This window comes from Chromohalobacter nigrandesensis, assembly GCF_023061285.1.
Lineage (GTDB): Bacteria > Pseudomonadota > Gammaproteobacteria > Pseudomonadales > Halomonadaceae > Chromohalobacter > Chromohalobacter nigrandesensis.
On the sequence record NZ_JAKGAM010000008.1, the window covers coordinates 1 to 17,894 of the forward strand.

The 17,894-nt window shown below is 61.5% G+C and carries 14 protein-coding genes; 9 read left to right on the plus strand and 5 right to left on the minus strand.

What is annotated here, in order from left to right:
- The coding region (locus L1073_RS10755; protein ID WP_246899190.1) for an esterase/lipase family protein at positions 1–355 on the plus strand (355 nt) is incomplete at its 5' end.
- Positions 356–812: 457 nt separating this feature from the next.
- On the opposite strand, the gene gatB is transcribed toward L1073_RS10755, so the two are convergent.
- From gatB to gatC, 3 genes are read right to left on the minus strand one after another with little or no spacing between them, the layout of a single operon-like run.
- Entirely contained in the window at positions 813–2,264 is a 1,452-nt protein-coding gene (gatB, locus tag L1073_RS10760) for an Asp-tRNA(Asn)/Glu-tRNA(Gln) amidotransferase subunit GatB (RefSeq protein ID WP_246899364.1), read from the minus strand.
- The gene (gatA, locus tag L1073_RS10765; RefSeq protein WP_246899192.1) at positions 2,264–3,724 is read right to left on the minus strand and encodes an Asp-tRNA(Asn)/Glu-tRNA(Gln) amidotransferase subunit GatA; all 1,461 of its coding nucleotides are present in this window, start codon (positions 3,722–3,724) and stop codon (positions 2,264–2,266) included. Before gatA ends, gatB begins: the two co-directional genes overlap by 1 nt.
- A 41-nt stretch (positions 3,725–3,765) precedes the next feature.
- Positions 3,766–4,053 (minus strand): Asp-tRNA(Asn)/Glu-tRNA(Gln) amidotransferase subunit GatC, encoded by a 288-nt coding sequence (gatC, locus tag L1073_RS10770; RefSeq protein WP_246899194.1) that lies wholly within the window; start codon positions 4,051–4,053, stop codon positions 3,766–3,768.
- Between the two features lie 190 nt (positions 4,054–4,243).
- On the opposite strand from gatC, the gene L1073_RS10775 reads away from it, so the two are divergent.
- The 7 genes from L1073_RS10775 (at position 4,244) to tldD (ending at position 14,308) form a co-directional block, all read left to right on the plus strand.
- Complete coding sequence (locus tag L1073_RS10775) at positions 4,244–5,281, plus strand: rod shape-determining protein (RefSeq protein ID WP_246899196.1); 1,038 nt, start codon at positions 4,244–4,246, stop codon at positions 5,279–5,281.
- Positions 5,282–5,404: 123 nt separating this feature from the next.
- Entirely contained in the window at positions 5,405–6,328 is a 924-nt protein-coding gene (gene mreC, locus L1073_RS10780; RefSeq protein ID WP_343322507.1) for a rod shape-determining protein MreC, read from the plus strand.
- A complete protein-coding gene (mreD, locus tag L1073_RS10785) occupies positions 6,325–6,807 on the plus strand; it encodes a rod shape-determining protein MreD (RefSeq protein WP_425531578.1) in 483 nt (160 codons plus the stop codon). The genes mreC and mreD overlap by 4 nt, the downstream gene beginning before the upstream one ends.
- A 54-nt stretch (positions 6,808–6,861) precedes the next feature.
- Positions 6,862–7,464 (plus strand): Maf family protein, encoded by a 603-nt coding sequence (locus L1073_RS10790; protein WP_246899199.1) that lies wholly within the window; start codon positions 6,862–6,864, stop codon positions 7,462–7,464.
- A 31-nt stretch (positions 7,465–7,495) separates the two neighbouring features.
- On the plus strand, positions 7,496–8,959 hold the full coding sequence (rng, locus tag L1073_RS10795) for a ribonuclease G (RefSeq protein WP_246899201.1): 1,464 nt from the start codon (positions 7,496–7,498) through the stop codon (positions 8,957–8,959).
- 4 nt (positions 8,960–8,963) lie between these two features.
- The gene (locus L1073_RS10800; RefSeq protein ID WP_246899203.1) at positions 8,964–12,857 is read left to right on the plus strand and encodes a YhdP family phospholipid transporter; all 3,894 of its coding nucleotides are present in this window, start codon (positions 8,964–8,966) and stop codon (positions 12,855–12,857) included.
- The gene (gene tldD / locus L1073_RS10805; RefSeq protein WP_246899205.1) at positions 12,854–14,308 is read left to right on the plus strand and encodes a metalloprotease TldD; all 1,455 of its coding nucleotides are present in this window, start codon (positions 12,854–12,856) and stop codon (positions 14,306–14,308) included. The genes L1073_RS10800 and tldD overlap by 4 nt, the downstream gene beginning before the upstream one ends.
- 106 nt (positions 14,309–14,414) lie before the next feature.
- Here the strand turns inward: tldD and yjgA are convergent, their stop codons facing one another.
- Positions 14,415–14,933: a ribosome biogenesis factor YjgA gene (gene yjgA, locus L1073_RS10810; RefSeq protein ID WP_246899206.1), complete on the minus strand. Its 519-nt coding sequence runs from the start codon at positions 14,931–14,933 to the stop codon at positions 14,415–14,417.
- A 109-nt stretch (positions 14,934–15,042) separates the two neighbouring features.
- On the opposite strand from yjgA, the gene pmbA reads away from it, so the two are divergent.
- Complete coding sequence (gene pmbA, locus L1073_RS10815) at positions 15,043–16,383, plus strand: metalloprotease PmbA (RefSeq protein WP_246899208.1); 1,341 nt, start codon at positions 15,043–15,045, stop codon at positions 16,381–16,383.
- Between the two features lie 73 nt (positions 16,384–16,456).
- Here the strand turns inward: pmbA and mgtE are convergent, their stop codons facing one another.
- Positions 16,457–17,809 carry a magnesium transporter gene (gene mgtE, locus L1073_RS10820; RefSeq protein WP_246899209.1) on the minus strand — a complete coding sequence of 451 codons (1,353 nt, stop codon included), beginning with the start codon at positions 17,807–17,809 and terminating at the stop codon, positions 16,457–16,459.
- Positions 17,810–17,894: the final 85 nt, after the last annotated feature.

Below are 17,894 nucleotides of genomic sequence, written 5' to 3' on the forward strand. Positions count from 1 at the left end.
CGACAGCGAGTTCGATGCGCTTCAGCCGCACCTGGCCGATTATTACCGGCGTGTTGCGGGATTATCCGCAGAAGTAGCCGAGTCTCGCGCCGAGCGCAATGTTCATACCCTGGGACGCTTCAATTTCCCGGTGCATGCTTGTGGCTACAACTGGCTGCAGTCCAATACGGATTCGGCGGCCACGTTGGCCAAGCGAGTCGACGAGATCATCGCGGGTTATCGTCGGGCGCGTATGACGTGCGACCAGGCGATTCTGGTCACCCACTCCATGGGTGGCTTGGTCGCGCGGTACTGCTCGGAAGTATCGCGCGGCAATGACGTATGGTGCCGATCCCGTGATGACGGCCAAGCTTAATGACCAATATGGCGAGCATCGCGTGGCATGCTCGTGGTCGCCTTTGCTGTCGTGTCGTGGGCCGGTGTCATTTTGACGATCGGAACATGGATATTTGGCGATGATGGGTTTGAAGGATGGTGTAAGCGCTGAGTATTTACGGCAGACAATAGCTCCTACTATTACGATGAATATGCGGAAGAAGTCGGTGCCTTTCACTAGATCTTACAGGATGTGGCCTAATGTGTTTCGTTGAATGGCTGGTGCGCCAGACGTTGACGGTGAGCAGTATCGGGACATGCAGGAAGAGCGGGTCAGTGAGACACCGTCCGATGCACTATCCACCTACAGAATGAATAATACCTGTATGGATGTCAGGACCTTTTTTGATGAATGCCGGGGGCGCGCTCAAGCACTTAAAAGCCCATGACAAATGCCATGGGCTTTTTTCCAGCTTGCTGCTTGCCAATCAGTCGGATCAAGCCTGATCCAGCTTCTGCTTGAGCAAGCTATTTACTTGCTGTGGATTGGCAGTGCCGCGTGAGGCCTTCATGACTTGTCCCACGAAGTAGCCGATCATCTTGCCGCGTTTGGCTTCATCGGCCTCGCGGTACTGGGCCACCTGAACCGGGCTATCGGCGATGACCTGGTCGATCATGCCTTCGATGGCGCCGGTGTCGGTGACCTGCTTGAGACCGCGTGCGTCGATGATGGCATCGGCGCTGTCCGCTTCGCCGTCCCACAGCGCCTGGAAGACTTGCTTGGCGGCCTTGCCGCTGATGGTATCATCCATGACGCGCTGGATGAGGCCGCCGAGCTGCTCGGCGGTGACCGGGCTGTCGCCGATCTCCAGGTTTTCACGGTTAAGGTTGGCCGAGAGCTCGCCCTGTACCCAGTTGGCGGCCTGTTTGGCATTGCCGCAGGCTTCCTTGACGGCTTCGAAGTATTCGGCCATGGCACGGCTCGAGGCCAGCACGCCGGCATCGTAGGCAGATAGGCCCAACTGATTCTCGAAACGCTGACGCTTCTCGCTGGGAAGCTCGGGCATGAGCGCGCGCTGGTGGTCGACATAGGCACTGTCGAGGGTCACCGGCAGCAGGTCGGGGCAGGGGAAGTAACGGTAGTCGTTGGCCTCCTCCTTGGTGCGCATGCCGCGAGTCTCGTCGCGTTCGGGGTCGAACAGGCGAGTTTCCTGAATGACCTCGCCGCCGTCTTCGATGAGTTCGATCTGGCGTTCCACCTCGAAGGCGATGGCCTTTTCGACGAAACGGAACGAGTTGACGTTCTTGATTTCCGCGCGGGTGCCGAATGCCGCCTGGCCTTTGGGGCGCACCGAAACGTTGACGTCACAGCGCATCGAGCCTTCGGCCATGTTGCCATCGGAGATGCCGAGGTAGGTGACGATGGCATGCAGCGCCTTGATATAGGCGACCGCTTCCTTGGCCGAACGCATGTCGGGCTCGGAGACAATCTCTAAAAGCGGCGTACCGGCGCGGTTGAGATCGATGCCGGTCATGCCGTGATAGTCCTCGTGGAGGGACTTGCCGGCATCTTCTTCGAGATGGGCGTGATGAACGCGGATCGTGCGCGTTGTCCCATCGTCGAGGGTGATTTCGACATTACCCGTGCCGACGATGGGTTGCGCCATCTGGCTGGTCTGATACCCCTTGGGCAGATCGGGGTAGAAGTAGTTCTTGCGCTCGAACAGCGAGGTCTCGGGGATCTCGGCATCGATGGCAAGGCCAAATTTCACTGCCATGGCCACGGCATTTTCGTTGAGCACCGGCAGCACGCCGGGCATGCCAAGATCGACGGCGCAGGCCTGGGTGTTGGGGTCGGCGCCGAAGGCGGTGGAGGCACCGGAAAAAATCTTCGACTGGGTGGCGAGCTGAACGTGAACCTCGAGCCCGATCACGGTTTCCCACTGCATCATGCCGTCTCCTTGCCGAATGCTGGACGCTTGAGGTGCCAGTCGGTGGCTTGCTGGAACTGGTGTGCCACGCCGAGCAATTGGGCTTCGGCGAAGTGCGGTGCCAGTACCTGGAGGCCCACCGGGCGATTACCGGCGAAGCCGGCGGGAACGCTGATGCCCGGGATGCCGGCCAGATTGACGGCGATGGTGTAGATATCCTGCAAGTACATGGAGACCGGATCTTTCTGCGCGCCCAGATCGAACGCGGGCGTCGGTGCGGTCGGACCCATCAGCACGTCGACTTCGTCGAAGGCGTCGAGGAAATCCTGACGGATCAGGCGGCGTACCTGCTGTGCCTTGAGGTAATAGGCATCGAAGAAGCCCTCGGACAGGGTGTGCGTGCCGATCAGGATGCGTCGCTTGACCTCCTCGCCGAAGCCTTCCGCGCGGGTGCGCTTGTACAGATCTTCGAGATTCGTCGGATCGTCGCAACGATGACCGAAGCGCACGCCATCGAAACGCGATAGGTTGGATGACGCCTCCGCCGGGGCAATGACGTAGTAGGCGGGAATCGCTAGATGGGTATGCGGTAGGCTGACCTCGCAGACCTTGGCGCCCAAGGATTCATAGACCTTGATCGCCTCGCGCACGGCGGTTTCGACCTCGGGGTCGAGGCCGTCGCCGAAATATTCCTTGGGCAGGCCGATCTTTAGGCCTGTGAGTGGCGTATCGAGTTCAGCGGTGTAATCGGGCACGACCCGCGCCACGCTGGTGGAGTCGCGAACATCGTGGCCGGCGATGGCTTCTAGCAACAAGGCGCAGTCGGCGGCGCTACGCGCCAGCGGGCCGCCTTGGTCAAGGCTCGAGGCAAAAGCCACCATGCCATAGCGCGAAACACGCCCATAGGTGGGCTTCAAGCCCGTGATGCCGCAGAAAGCTGCCGGCTGGCGAATCGAGCCGCCGGTGTCGGTGCCCAGCGCGGCGGGTACCAGCCCTGCGGCGACGGCTGCGGCACTGCCGCCGGAGGAGCCGCCGGGCACGGCACTGAGATCCCATGGGTTCTTGACCGGTCCATAGAAGCTGCTCTCATTGGACGAGCCCATGGCGAACTCGTCCATGTTGGTCTTGCCGAGGTTGACGGCGCCAGCCTGGCGCAGCTTTTCGACGACCGAGGCATCGTAGGGCGAGACGAAGTCGTCGAGCATCTTCGAACCGCAGCTGGTGCGCACGCCCTGGGTACAGAAGATGTCCTTGAGGGCTAGCGGCAGACCGGCGAGAGGGCCGGCGTCGCCGGCTTCGCGTGCACGGTCGGCGGCATCTGCGTTGGCCAGTGCCTGCTCGGCGGTCACGGTAATGAAGCTGTTGAGCTCGCCATCGAGGTGCTCGATGCGATCGAGTGCCGCCTGGCATAGCTCACGGCTGGAGAACTCGCCTGCTTGAAGGCCGGCGGCAAGCTCCGTGAGGGTCTTGTCATGCATGGAAAAATATGACTCCTGGTTCGAATCCTGACGAGGATGCTTCACTCGACGACGCGTGGCACGAGATAAAGGCCGTCCTCGGTGGCCGGGGCGCAGGCCTGGAAGCGTTCGCGCTGGCTGTGTTCGGTCACCTCGTCGGGTCGCAGGCGCTGGGTGGCATCCAGCGGATGCGCCAATGGGGTGATGCCTTGAGTGTCGACGGCCTGAAGTTGATCGACCATTTCCAGGATGCGGCTCAAGTCGTCGACGTAACCGGTTGCTTCGTCGTCACTCAAGCCTACGCGGGCCAAATGGGCGGCACGGAGCACGTCTGCATGTTCGATCGCCATATCGATTGCCTTTTATGAATGCTGCGCGGCGCGTGTCATCGCCACGCCAATGAAGGTCTGACGCCGGGAATAGCCCCAGAATCTACCATATCTGGCGAGCGCTGACAGGCCTTTGCTTGCCGCGCCACCCCCGCGATGGTACCGTTTGCATCCGCACAGGGTTCCGGTCTGGACTAGGTGAAAGACTTCCATGTTTAAACGTTTACGGGGGCTTTTCTCGAGCGATCTATCGATCGACTTGGGAACCGCCAACACACTGATTTACGTACGCGGCCGGGGCATCGTGCTCGACGAGCCGTCGGTCGTGGCGATCCGCCAGTCTGGCAATATGCGCGCCGTCGCGTCCGTGGGGATCGATGCCAAGCGTATGCTGGGTCGTACCCCTGGCAACATTACCGCGATCCGTCCCATGAAGGATGGTGTCATCGCTGATTTTACCGTCACCGAGCAGATGCTCCAGCACTTCATTCGCAAGGTGCATCAAAGTACGTTCTTGACGCCGAGCCCGCGTGTTCTGGTCTGTGTGCCGTGCATGTCGACCCAGGTCGAGCGGCGCGCCATCAAGGAGTCGGCGGAAGGCGCCGGCGCGCGGGAGGTTTTCCTCATCGAGGAACCCATGGCGGCAGCCATCGGCGCGGGCCTGCCGGTCGAGGAAGCCACGGGGTCGATGGTCGTCGATGTCGGTGGCGGGACCTCCGAGATCGCGATCATTTCGCTCAACGGCGTAGTGTATTCCGAATCGATCCGTGTCGGGGGCGACCGCTTCGATGAGGCGATTACGGCGTATGTGCGGCGTCATTACGGCAGCCTTATCGGTGAGGCGACCGCTGAGCGTATCAAGGAAGAAATCGGCTGTGCCTATCCCGGCGGCGAGTTGCGTGAAATCGATGTGCGCGGTCGCAATCTGGCGGAGGGCATTCCGCGCAGCTTTACGCTCAATTCGCACGAGATTCTCGACGCTCTGCAGGATCCGCTCTCGTCCATCGTTGCGGCGGTCAAGAGTGCCCTGGAGCAGTCGCCTCCCGAGTTGGCCTCGGACATCGCCGAGCGCGGCGTGGTATTGACTGGCGGTGGCGCGTTGTTGCGTGACATCGACAAGTTGATCGCCGAAGAGACGGGCTTGCCGGTGATCGTCGCCGAGGACTCGCTGACGTGTGTGGCCCGAGGCGGCGGCAAGGCGTTGGAAATGATCGATCAGCGGACCTTCGAGTTGCTGTCCAGCGATTGACGCACTCGGGCGCTTGGCATATCAGCGCCGATACGCTTGCCTGGAAGCCACACGCATCGCGAGTGGCTTTCAGTGTGTGTCCGGTCGTTATGAGTCCTGCGCCCTGTCTGCGGAGGAAGGCTTATTAAACCTCTGTTTTCGCACGGTCCGGTGCCCAGTTATCGCATGCTGTTATGTGCGGTAGCCGCCTTCGCTTTGATGTTCGCGGAGCATCGCTTGCCCTTCATGGACGACGTGCGCGCGCATTTGACGACTGTTGTGGCACCCGTGCAATGGGCGGTGAGTCTGCCCAGCGCAGGATTGTCCTGGGCGGCATTGGTCTTTTCGGATCAGCGTGCCCTGGTGGAAGAAAATCAGCGCTTGCGTCAGCAGTTGCTGACGCTGTCGCATCGCGTGCAGCGCATGGCGAACTTGACGGCGGAAAACGTGCGTCTGCGCGAGTTACTCAACGCTGCGCCGCGCGATGAGGTGCCCTATATAACGGCTGAGCTATTGTCGTTGGATTCCGACCCTTTCACCCAGCAGATGGTGATCGGGCGGGGGCGTCGGGATGGTGTTTATTCCGGGCAACCCGTCATGGATGCCTCCGGTTTGATCGGGCAGGTTATTGCCGTATCCGCGTATACCAGCCGTGTACTGATGGTGAGCGATGCCAATAATGCGGTACCGGTGCAGGTCAATCGCAGTGGGCAGCGTTTCATCGTCCAGGGCTCCGGCAGCCTCGATACACTGAATGTTCTCAATGTGCCGGCGACCGCCGATATCAAGGAAGGTGACTTGCTCACGACGTCGGGGTTGGGCGGGCGTTTTCCTGAAGGCTATCCTGTCGCGGAGATCGCGCAGGTGGATAAGGATGACCAGCATTCTTTCGCGAAGGTCCAGGCGCGACCGCTTGCGCAACCCGAGCGCTCTCGGCACTTCTTGCTGCTATTTCCTTCGCCGGCGGCGGCGGCTGTCACCAGCGATGTCAATATCGAGGCCGCATTGCAGTTAATGGAGGGTGACGCGGGGAACATGCCGAACAAGCTCGAGGAGGCGCGTCCATGATGCGCTTGCCAGGATTTCTCATGATCTGGTTCACCCTGCTGGTGAGCTTGTGCTTGCAGGTCATGCCGTTGCCTGATGCATGGCTGATGTGGCGACCCAATTGGCTCGGCCTGGCATTGGCTTACTGGTGTGTTGCCGCCCCTCAGCGTGTCGGCGTCTTTCATGGTTTTGTGCTCGGCTTGCTGCTGGATCTGATCGAGGGCACGCCCCTGGGCCAGAACGCCTTGACGTTGTCGCTGCTCACCTATTTGTGTCTTTTGCTCTATCAACGCCTGCGAGCCTATTCCATCTGGCAGCAGGCCGTCCTGCTGTTCGTCCTGCTGGGCTTGGTTCAATTAATCGAGCAATGGCTGCGCACGATCTTCGGGCCGGTGTCTATCCATCTGGCATTCTTGCTGCCCGCGCTTATAGGTGCTGCCCTGTGGCCTTGGTTGTTCACCATGATGCAAGTATTGCGGCGTCGCTTGAAAATCGTTTGACCTCGCTGCCTCGAACCGCGTCGCCGCTGCCACCCCAGTTTGAGGAAAAACCACATGTCCACATCCCAGGGAGCGTCGTTGCGGCTGGCATCGGCTTCACCGCGGCGCCGTGAGCTGTTGGCGTCGATCGGCGTCTCGCTCGAAGTAGCACCGGCGGATATCGATGAGACGCCGCAGCCGGGAGAATTGCCTGCCGCTTATGTGGAGCGTCTGTCGAGAGACAAGGCGCAGGCGGGTGCGGTGGGGACGTCGTTACCCACATTAGGGTCCGACACGGCCGTGGTGCTGGGGCAGCGTATCCTGGGCAAACCGCGTGATCGGGAGGATGCCGTCGCCATGCTCACGGCGTTATCGGGCGCCACTCATGACGTGATGACGGGCGTCGCGGTGACGGGACCGTATGGGATGTTGTCGGTTTGCGTGACGACGCGGGTGACACTGCGTTCGCTCTCAGCCCATGAGATCGATGCGTACTGGCGCAGTGGCGAGCCCATTGACAAGGCTGGTGCCTATGCCATTCAAGGGCTGGCGGCAATCTTCGTCGAGCACATCGAAGGCAGTCACTCCGCAGTGGTGGGGTTGCCCCTTTTCGAGACCGCCAAGTTATTGACGCACCAAGGTGTATCGCTGTGGGGCGAGCGCTTGGCTGTGCCATAATGCCGACAGATAATCTGGTTAGGGGCAACGCATGAGCGGCGAGGTACTGATCAATTTGACGCCCATGGAGACTCGCGTCGCCGTGGTCGAGAACGGTGTCTTGCAAGAAGCCTTCATCGAACGCAGCCGCCGACGTGGCATCGTGGGTAATATCTACAAGGGGAAGGTGGTGCGGGTGCTGCCGGGCATGCAGGCCGCCTTCGTGGATATTGGGCTCGAAAAGGCGGCCTTCATCCATGTCAACGAGGTCGTGGCGCCCAACGCGAACATTGATGAACACACCACGATCTTGCATTTGCTTCAGGAAGGGCAGACCTTGGTCGTGCAGGTCACCAAGGATCCCATCGCCTCGAAAGGGGCGCGCTTGACCACGCACCTGTCGGTACCCTCGCGCTATCTGGTGTATATGCCCGACTCGCCGCATACGGGGGTCTCCCAGCGTATCGAGGATGAAGGTGAGCGCGAGCGACTCAAGGCGTTGATCGAAGCCTCCCAGGCGGCAATGCACGATGATGCGCCGGGGGGCGTGATCATCCGCACCGCTGCCGAGGGGGCGGGCCAGGAAGAGTTGGCGACCGACATGCATTTTTTGTTGCGGCTCTGGCGCAAGGTCGATGAGCGTCGGCATAGCGCCACACCGCCGGCTCTTCTTTACGACGACCTGCCGTTATTCATCCGCACGCTGCGCGACGTGATGCGCGCCGATATCGAGCGCGTCCGCATAGACTCGCGGGAAAACTACGTCAAGCTCAAGGAGTTCGCCAAGGAATTCATGCCTGATGTCGAGTCATGCATCGAGTATTATCCCGGTGAGCGTCCGTTGTTCGATCTCTACAGCGTCGAAGACGAGATCCAGAAGGCGCTGGGGCGTAAGGTGCAGCTCAAATCGGGCGGTTACCTAGTTATCGACCAGACCGAGGCGATGACCACCATCGATGTCAATACAGGCGGTTACGTGGGGCATCGCAACCTCGAGGAGACCATCTTCAAGACCAACCTCGAGGCGGCCACGGCGATTGCGCGGCAACTGCGGCTACGCAATCTGGGTGGCATCATCATCATCGATTTCATCGACATGGAAGAGCTCGAGCATCAGCGACAGGTCTTGCGTGTTCTCGAGAAGGCGCTGGAACGAGACCACGCCAAGAACAAGTTGACCGGCGTGACCGAACTCGGTTTGGTGCAAGTCACGCGCAAGCGCACCCGCGAAAGCCTCGAGCAGACCCTTTGCGAACCTTGCCTGATATGCCAGGGACGCGGAACGCTCAAGACACCGGAGACCGTGTGCTACGAAATATTTCGGGAAATTTTGCGCGAGGAGCGTGCATACAGCCCGGAAACCTACATGGTGCTGGCTTCTCAGGGGGTGGTGGATCGCCTGCTCGACGAAGAGTCGTCGGCGGTGGCGGACCTGGAGGCCTTCATCGGCAAGACGATTCGTTTCCAGGTCGAAGCCCACTATTCCCAGGAGCAGTACGACATCGTGCTGATGTGAGCCCATGAACGCGTTGCGAGGAGGGTGGCGCTGGACACTCACGATCGTGGCGGTGGTGCTGAGCATCATCGCGCTGGCGCTGCTGGCGGCGCGCGGCTTGGCGACGCAGGCCGATGCGTTTCGCGATGACATCCAAGCCCAGCTAGCCGAGCGTTTCAGTGCCGATGCCGAGCTCGAGCATCTCGCTGCCGATTGGCATGGTTGGGATCCGTCGGCGACGCTTTCGGGTATGACCTTGCGTGCCAAGGCGCCCCAGGCACCGCCGTTGCTGAGTCTCGAGAGTGCCCATGCGCGTCTCGATACCCTGGCGTCGCTGCGCGCGGGGTATCCCGTTTTCGAAAAGGCCGAGGTCGAACAAGCGACGCTTCATCTCTACCAGAATGCGGAAGGCGGATGGGGTTGGCCCTCGGCGGAAGTACCCGATGAGGTTCAGGCGCCGGGGCGCTTCCGCCTCACCGATATCGACCGTTGGGTCGGTGCTCTCCTGCGTCAGCGTGTCGCCATTCATGATGTGCGCGTGGTGCTGCACGGTCGCCAGGACGATGTCACGCTCCTGGCACCGCGCGTACTGATGGCTGGTGGCGACTCTCGGGCCCACCTCGAAGGCCAGATGCATGTCGACGGCCAACCGGATGCCGCCTTGAGTGCAGTGCTCGAGGTGCTACCCGGGCGTCGTGGATTGGGTGCCTTCAATGCCGCTCTGCAAGTCGACGTCAATGCTCAAGGGCTGCTTGCCCTGGGCCAGGTCTTGACCGCTCAGCAACGCTACAGCCTGAAAACGGTGAAAGGTGATGCGCGACTGTGGGCTCGCTGGCATGATGCCCGCCTCGAGGATGTTCGCCTGCGCTTGTCGCTACCCAAGCTGGATATCATGCGGCGTGGTGGTTCGCCGCTGGTGTTCGAGGATATCGGCGTGCGTGCTCAGGCGTTACGGGATGACGAGGGCGACTGGGATATCTGGGCCAACGGTCTGGTTGCCAAGCGTGACGGCGACGACCGTGAAGGGTCCCCCTTGCCCGAGCGATTACAGGCACGCGTTGAAGGTGGCGATTGGTGGCTGCGTAGCAGTGATTTTTCTCTCGGTGCATTGGCCGCCTGGGGCGGCATGTTGCCGTTATCGGATGAGCATGCACGAATGCTCGAGCGCTTGTCTCCGCAGGGGCATGTCGACGGCCTCGAGGTCGGGCGTCATGACGGCCGCTGGTTTTCACGCACGGCATTGACGGGGGCTCGTGTATCGGCCTGGGACGCGGTGCCTGGTGGCGGGCCGTTCAGTGCTTGGGTCACTACCGACAACGCCTCGGGCAGCGTGCGTTTTCGTGATGAATCGGGCATGGCGCTCGCGTTCCCCGATGTTTATGCCCAGCCGATCGCACTGGATGCCGCGACCGGGCGTATCGACTGGCAGCGTGACGGCAATGCCTTCGATATCGAGGGCAAGACGTTGCAGGCTACCTGGCGTGGAGCTGAGGTGAACGGCACCTTCGCGACGCACCTGCCGATGTCCGATGACTCGCCCGGGCATCTCGACCTCGACCTGGCATTTTCCGATGTCGATGCGATCGATACGCTGCTCCTCGATTGGTTGCCCACTCAGACCATGGATGACGAATTACTCGATTGGCTAGCTAAGGTCGATGGACGCGTGCCCCAAGGTCATCTGTCACTGTCGCAGACGTTGACCGAACGTGAGGCCCCCGAGGGTCAGTTGTTCGCCAATCCTGATGATCATCTGCAACTGGAGCTCGATGTCGAGCAGGGCCGGCTGCCCTATGATCCCGAATGGCCAGCGCTGGAAAACGTCGCCGGTCATCTGGATATCGATAACCAGACGCTGGTCGCGCAAGTGGATCACGCTACTAGCATGGGCCTGGAAACACGCGATGCCCGCGTCTTGATGGTCGGCGATACGTTGGGGGTGCGCGGGCCAGTTACGGGGTCGAGCCAGGCGTTGCTGGATTATCTTGCCGAGGCACCGCTGGAAGGTCTCAGCGACACCTTTGCCGCTTGGCAAAGCGAAGGCCAGGTCGAGGCCGATCTCGACATGACGATTCCGCTGGCGATCCCTGAAACGATGAAGGCCGACATTCAGGGGCGTATCGAGGCCTCGCGACTGTATCTCGGCATGTTGCGCCTTCCGCTCGAGGATGTTGAGGGCGATTTGCGTTATCGCCATCTCAAGGATCAGGACCTGCTGACCGGTGACGTGAGCGCGCGGGCATTGGGGGGAGACATGAAGGGCACGCTGGACATGGGCGGTGACGGTTTCACCTTCACGGGCGGTGCCAGCGCCGAGGGACTCTTGAGCTGGGCGCGCCTGGCGCCGCAGCCTGGGCTTGCCGAAGGAACATTGCCATACCGCGCGCGAGTCACTTTCGATGACGAGGACAATGCGAGTGTGCGCGTTACCAGCGACCTCAAAGGCCTGGCACTGCGCCTGCCAACTCCCTTTGGCAAGGCCGCTGATGCCACGGCGCCGCTAGAAATCAACGCGGATGTAGCATCGGGTAGTGGCCAGGCCCAGATATCGGACTGGGGGCGGTTACGCTGGCGTACGCGAGACGAACGCTTGCAGGGCCAAGCATGGTTGGAAAATTGGCCCCAAGTGCCCCAGTGGCCACAGCAGGATGGCTGGAGCGTAAACTGGGAGCCGCCTCGCCTGGATCCGCAACAATGGATATCGCTGCTGCGTGAACGTGATCTCAACCGTCAAGTCACCACGCAACCCAAGGGCATGCCGGACGATATATCCAGCAGTGCGGGGGGCGATGACGTCTCGAGTGGTGTGCAGCGTGTTACTGTCTCGACGCCTTGTGTCATTCTCGACGACCAATGCCAGGGAGCATTACAGGCCGATGTCACCCCGCTCGAGGATGGATGGCAATTGGCGCTGGCGGGTCCCGTTGCGGCGGGAGAAGCGCAGTGGCGGCCCGAGGCGCCGCGTCCGGTGGATATTAACCTCACGCGCCTCGATCTAGACGCACTCTGGCCCACTGAGGCGGCTGCTCAAGGTGATGGCAAGGTAAGGCTCAGCGATGAAATCGCCACGCCGCCGGATACCGTAGCGCTTCCAGATGGGGTTGAAGGCTGGCCGGATGGACGCCTGCATGTCGGCGAGCTGCGTCGTGACGGACAAATCTTCGGGCCGCTCGATGCCGATTGGCAGAGCTCATCACAGCGTCTGGATATAAAGCCGTTGTCGCTGGTGGTCAACGGCGTGACGGCGAGCGGCGAACTGGCTTGGGAAACTGCCGGACGCGAAGATAGCCTGACGCGTGCGCGGTTGGCCCTGAAGGGCAGCAATCTCGGCGACGCCCTGGTGCGCCTGGGGCAGCCCGAAGTCGTCAATAGCGAAAGCGTGGACCTGAATGCGCGCTTGGCATGGCCCGGCGCGCCATGGCAGTTTGCCGTGGAACGCTCGCAGGGCAGCGCGTCGCTGGCGTTGACCAATGGTCGTTTCCGGCAGGTCGACTCGGGCCCGGCCAAGCTGGTGGGGCTGCTCAACCTGGATAACATCTTCCGTCGACTGACGCTGGACTTCTCCGATATTACCCAGGAGGGGACGGCTTTCAATAGCGTGAACGGTGAGGCGACGCTGTTCGACGGCAAGCTCGTGACCCGAGGCCCGGTTGAAATCGACGGTTCGGCCACCCATTTTACCTTGCAAGGCGAAGCCGATCTCGTGCAGCGTACACTGAATCAACGACTGGGTATCACCGTGCCGGTGAGCCAGAATTTACCGCTGGCGGCCGTGCTCGTTGGTGCGCCGCAAGTAGGTGTGGGTTTGTACCTTGCCCACAAGCTTTTCGGCGGCTGGCTCGATAAGGCAACGCAGATACATTACCGCGTGCACGGCCCATGGTCGTCGCCGCAACTGACACTGGAAAGCGCCCGATGAACGCACTCAACGACAGCGCCCTGAATCAGGCGACCTCATTGCTCCTCGCGCCGGGCGGTCTCGACCTGGCGGCGCTGGATACTGGCCTGGGCCACGCCATGGGGCCGGGCATCGATTATGCCGACTTATATTTTCAACGTACCTGGCAAGAAAGCTGGATTCTCGAGGACGGCGACGTCAAGGAGGCTGGCTACAGCATCGACGGCGGTGTTGGTGTGCGTACCCTGACCGGGGAAAAGACCGGCTTTGCCTACTCCAACCAGATAAGTGCCGATGCGCTGGCCGATACCGGGCGTATCGCAGCGGGCATTGCGCGGAGCGGCGAACGCTTGCCGCCCCAGGCGGTGCAGACTGCCATGCCTACGCGTCGCTATGCCGATGTCGATCCTCTGGCGGGACTTTCCGCTGAGGATAAAATCGCCATGCTCAAGACGGCGGATCGCGTGGCACGGGCTGCTGATCCGAGTATCACGCAGGTCAGTGCTTCGCTGTCGGGCACCTATGAAGTGGTCATGGTGCGCGCCAGCGATGGTACGCTCGCGGCCGATGTTCGTCCCTTGGTGCGTTTCAATGTCAGTGTCATCGCCATGCGTGACGGGCGTCGCGAACGCGGTAGTGCTGGTGGCGGTGGGCGCTACTCGATGGCGCGGCTGCGCGACGAGAACGTGGCGGAACGCTTCGCCAAGGAGGCGGTGCGTCAGGCTAAGGTCAATCTGGAAGCGGTCGATGCGCCGGCCGGTCAGATGCCGGTGGTATTGGGCAATGGCTGGCCCGGCATTCTGCTTCACGAGGCGGTAGGGCACGGCCTCGAAGGGGACTTCAACCGTAAAGGCAGCTCGGCCTTTGCGGGGCGTATCGGCGAGCGCGTGGCTGCGCCCGGTGTCACGGTCGTCGACGACGGTACGCTATCCGACCGTCGCGGATCGTTGAGCGTGGATGACGAGGGGACACCGAGTCAGCGCAACACGCTGATCGAGGACGGTATTCTCAAGGGTTACATGCAGGACAAGCTCAACGCACGCTTGATGGGCATGGCGCCCACCGGCAATGCGCGTCGCGAGTCCTACGCACACGTCACCATGCCGCGTATGACCAATACCTGCATGCTGGCTGGTCAAGATGACCCCGAGGACATCGTCAAGAGCGTCAAGCGAGGCATCTATGCGGTGAGCTTCGGCGGTGGCCAGGTCGATATCACCTCGGGACGTTTCGTGTTCTCCGCCTCCGAGGCCTATTTGATCGAGGACGGCAAGATCACCGCGCCGGTCAAGGGGGCGACCTTGATCGGCAATGGACCGGAGGTGATGCAGCAGGTATCGATGATCGGACACGACCTCGAGCTGGATACCGGTATCGGTGTCTGCGGCAAGGAAGGTCAGGGCGTGCCGGTTGGCGTGGGCCAGCCGACACTCAAGATCGACGAACTCACCGTCGGCGGGACACAGTCATAAAGCTCGAAGCGGGAAGAGCGCCGCTACGCGGCTGGAAGCTGGAAGAGAATTCCTGGCTTCGAGCTTCGAGCTTCGAGCTTCGAGCAGCGAAGCCGTGTCTTCTGGCTTAGAGGTCAGCGGTATTACGGATCAGTTTGAACAGTTTGCGAGCACTCGTCGGCGGTTTTTCGCGCTGACGCTCGTTTCTGGCGTTGCGAGTGAGTTGTCGCAACGTCTGGCGGTCGACCTCGGGGTATTCGGCAATAAAGGCCTCCAGCGCGTCGGCGCTGTCGTCCTCGATGAGCCGGTCGCGCCAACGCTCGAGACGGTGGAAGGCGTTATCGCGGTGTAAGTTCTCCTGCTCGATGGCGTCGAACGTGGCCTGGATGGCCGCAAGGTCTTCGCGACGCATGACCTTGCCCACGTATTGCATGTGGCGACGCCGCCCTTCGTGGGAGCGGATGCGCGAGGTTTCCTCGACCGCGAAGCGCATGTCGTCGGAGAGCGGCAGGCGTGCGCGCTGGGCATCGCTCATGGCGATGATGCGCTCACCCATCGCTTGCAGGGCTTTCATTTCGTTCTTGCGCTGGGTCTTGCTGGGGCGTTCCGCTTCTTCGTCTTGCGGGTCGGGGAGATCGATCGACATTGCATTACCATCATGCTTCGGGGATGACTGTGCAGTATATCAGGCTTCCTCGACAATCCTACCGAGCCCTTGAGCAGTGTCTCGGGCCTTATGAGTACAGGAGTAGACCATGAGCCAGGCCTTCGATGCCGTAGAGCAGCAAGCACGCTTGGAGGCACGCGTCGCGCAGGCCTTGGAATTGGCCAAGCGATTGGGCGCCGATGCGTGTGAAGTGGGTGCCAGCGTGGACCAGGGAATCGAGGTCGGTGTCCGCTTGGGCGACGTTGAAAACGTCGAGCTATCGCGCGATCAGGGGATCGCGGTGACCGTTTATGTGGGGCAGCGCAAGGGCAGTGTATCGACCTCCGACGCCAGCGATGAGTCCCTGCGGGCGGTAGTCGAGAAGGCGTTGGATATTGCGCGCTATACGGCGGAAGATCCGGCCTCGGGCTTGGCCGACGCGGCGCTGATGGCCACGGAATTGCCGGATCTAGGCGTCCATCACCCCTGGCCGTTGAGCACCAACGATGCTATCGAACTGGCGCTCGCTTGCGAGTCAGCCGGTCGTGGGGTCGAGGGTATCGCCAACTCCGAGGGGGCGAGCCTCTCCAGTGGTGAGGGCGTGCGCGTCTACGGCAATAGCCATGGGTTTCTGGGGAGCCAGCGCGGAAGCCGTCACTCGCTGTCGTGCATGTTGATCGCCGGCCAAGGGACGGGCATGCAGCGCGATTATGACTATACTTCGGTGCGCAATCCGGCGGATCTGGAGTCACCCGAGGTGGTGGGGCGGCGTGCCGCCGAGAAGACCTTGGCCCGGTTGGGGGCAACCTCCCCCGCGACAGGGCGGATGCCGGTGCTCTTTTCGCCCGAGCTTGCCAGCGGGTTAGTGGGCAGCTTCATGGGCGCTATTGCCGGGGGCGCCTTGTACCGCGAAGCATCCTTCCTCTGCGATCAACTGGGTGAGACGATCTTCCCCGAGTGGTTCACGCTACGTGAACGGCCTCGCGAATATGGCGCCATGGCGAGTACGGCCTTCGATAACGATGGTGTTGCCACGCGCGATAATGTCTTCCTCGATCAGGGGCGTTTGACGAATTACATGCTGTCGGCGTATAGCGCGCGGCGCCTGGGGATGACCACGACCGGCAATGCTGGCGGTGCGCGCAATCTGCGTATCGACGCGCCTCTGGTCTCGCGGGATGAATTGCTCGCGCAGATGGGGCGCGGCGTACTCGTTACCGAGTTGATGGGGCAGGGCGTCAATGGCGTGACTGGCGATTACTCGCGTGGTGCGTCGGGCTTCTGGGTCGAGGATGGCAAGATTCAGCATCCCGTCGAGGAGTTCACCATTGCCGGCAACTTGCGCGATATGTTCGCCAACCTCCAAGGCGTGGGCAGCGATATCGATACGCGAGGTAGCGTGCATACAGGGAGCTGGTTGATCGGCGACATGATGGTGGCGGGCGAGTAGAACGCTCGGCGACGCGGAACTTCGATGCCGCGTCGTCAAGCGGCTCATGCGATGGCGCGGCGCTCGCCGCGCCTCAATAAAAGGCTGCGGCCAGTCCCAGGAACGCGACGAACCCAACCACATCGGTGATCGTCGTCAATAACACGCCTCCCGAGAGTGCTGGATCGATCTTCAGGCGCTTGAGTAACACGGGAATCACGGTGCCGGCCAGCGCGGCAACGGTCAGGTTGATGACCATCGCCAAGGCGATGATGCCGCCGAGCTTATAGTCGTCGAAACGTACGATGGCGACCAGTGCCACGATCACCGCCCATAGCACGCCGTTCATCATTCCCGAGAGCATTTCTCGGACCAGCAGCCACTGCACGTTGGCACCGCCGACGTGTCCCAGGGCGATCCCGCGAATCAGTACCGTCAGTGTCTGCGATCCGGCGATGCCGCCCATACTGGAGACGATGGGCATCAATACGGCCAGCGCGGTGATCTGCTGAATGGTCGATTCGAAGATGCCAATGGCGAACGACACGATGGTCGCTGCGATCAGGTTGATGCCCAGCCACACGGCGCGCCGACGCCCGGTACGCCAAGCGGGCGCGAAAGTATCCTCGTCCTCGTCGAGACCGGCCATGCTCATGACCTGGTGCTCGGCATCCTCGCGGATGACGTCGACCACGTCATCGATGGTGATACGGCCTAGCAGGGCGCCGTCAGTGCTCACCACCGGCGCCGAGATCAGGTCGAATTTCTCGAACAGGCTGGCGACATCGGTGTCCGCCGCCGTGGCCTGCACCGAGGCAAAGTCGGTGTTCATGACCTCGCGTACCAGGATCGACGGATCGGATACCAGCAGCAAATTGAGCGGTAGCGTGCCGATCAATTCGTCGCGGCGGGTGACGACGAGCAGTGTATCGGTGGAGTCGGGCAGCTTCTCGTGTCGCCGTAGATAACGCAGCACTACGTCCAGGGTAATATCCGGACGAATGGTGATGGTGTCGGTGTTCATCAAGCCGCCCGCAGTGTCCTCGGGATAGGACAGCACGGTCTCGATCCGCTGACGTTCCTGCGCCTCCATGGCTTGCAGGACTTCATGGATGACCGTATTGGGCAAGCGTTGCAGCAAGTCGGCGAGATCGTCGACGTCAAGCCCTTCGGTCGCCGATACGAGCTGTTCGGCGTCCATGCGGCTCAGGAACTCGCTTTGAATATCGTCGCCCAGGTATTGCAGTACATCGCCCTGCAAATCGGGCTCGACTAGTTCCCAGAGCACATTGCGCTCACGCGGCGGCGTCGACTCGAGGAGATGAGCGATGTCGACCGGGGCCAGGCCGCGATTGAGCATGCGTCGCGCCTGATCCAGCGCACCGCTTTCCAGGGCCTCGCTGAGGCGGTCCAGACGAGGTTGCAGTTGCTTGTGGTCGAGGCTCATACGGAATCGGCATCCTTTGTCGATTCTACGCTGTGTCTGAAAATGCCTGCGCCCGTCGATTTTTCAGGCAGAGCTAAGGGCGAGG

Excerpts from the sequence above, each read along its gene's own strand:
- gatB (WP_246899364.1), bottom strand. The coding sequence starts at position 2,264 with ATGCAGTGGGAAACCGTGATCGGGCTCGAGGTTCACGTTCAGCTCGCC.
- gatA (WP_246899192.1), bottom strand. The coding sequence starts at position 3,724 with ATGCATGACAAGACCCTCACGGAGCTTGCCGCCGGCCTTCAAGCAGGC.
- gatC (WP_246899194.1), bottom strand. The coding sequence starts at position 4,053 with ATGGCGATCGAACATGCAGACGTGCTCCGTGCCGCCCATTTGGCCCGC.
- L1073_RS10775 (WP_246899196.1), top strand. The coding sequence starts at position 4,244 with ATGTTTAAACGTTTACGGGGGCTTTTCTCGAGCGATCTATCGATCGAC.
- mreD (WP_425531578.1), top strand. The coding sequence starts at position 6,325 with ATGATGCGCTTGCCAGGATTTCTCATGATCTGGTTCACCCTGCTGGTG.
- L1073_RS10790 (WP_246899199.1), top strand. The coding sequence starts at position 6,862 with ATGTCCACATCCCAGGGAGCGTCGTTGCGGCTGGCATCGGCTTCACCG.
- rng (WP_246899201.1), top strand. The coding sequence starts at position 7,496 with ATGAGCGGCGAGGTACTGATCAATTTGACGCCCATGGAGACTCGCGTC.
- L1073_RS10800 (WP_246899203.1), top strand. The coding sequence starts at position 8,964 with ATGAACGCGTTGCGAGGAGGGTGGCGCTGGACACTCACGATCGTGGCG.
- tldD (WP_246899205.1), top strand. The coding sequence starts at position 12,854 with ATGAACGCACTCAACGACAGCGCCCTGAATCAGGCGACCTCATTGCTC.
- yjgA (WP_246899206.1), bottom strand. The coding sequence starts at position 14,933 with ATGTCGATCGATCTCCCCGACCCGCAAGACGAAGAAGCGGAACGCCCC.
- pmbA (WP_246899208.1), top strand. The coding sequence starts at position 15,043 with ATGAGCCAGGCCTTCGATGCCGTAGAGCAGCAAGCACGCTTGGAGGCA.
- mgtE (WP_246899209.1), bottom strand. The coding sequence starts at position 17,809 with ATGAGCCTCGACCACAAGCAACTGCAACCTCGTCTGGACCGCCTCAGC.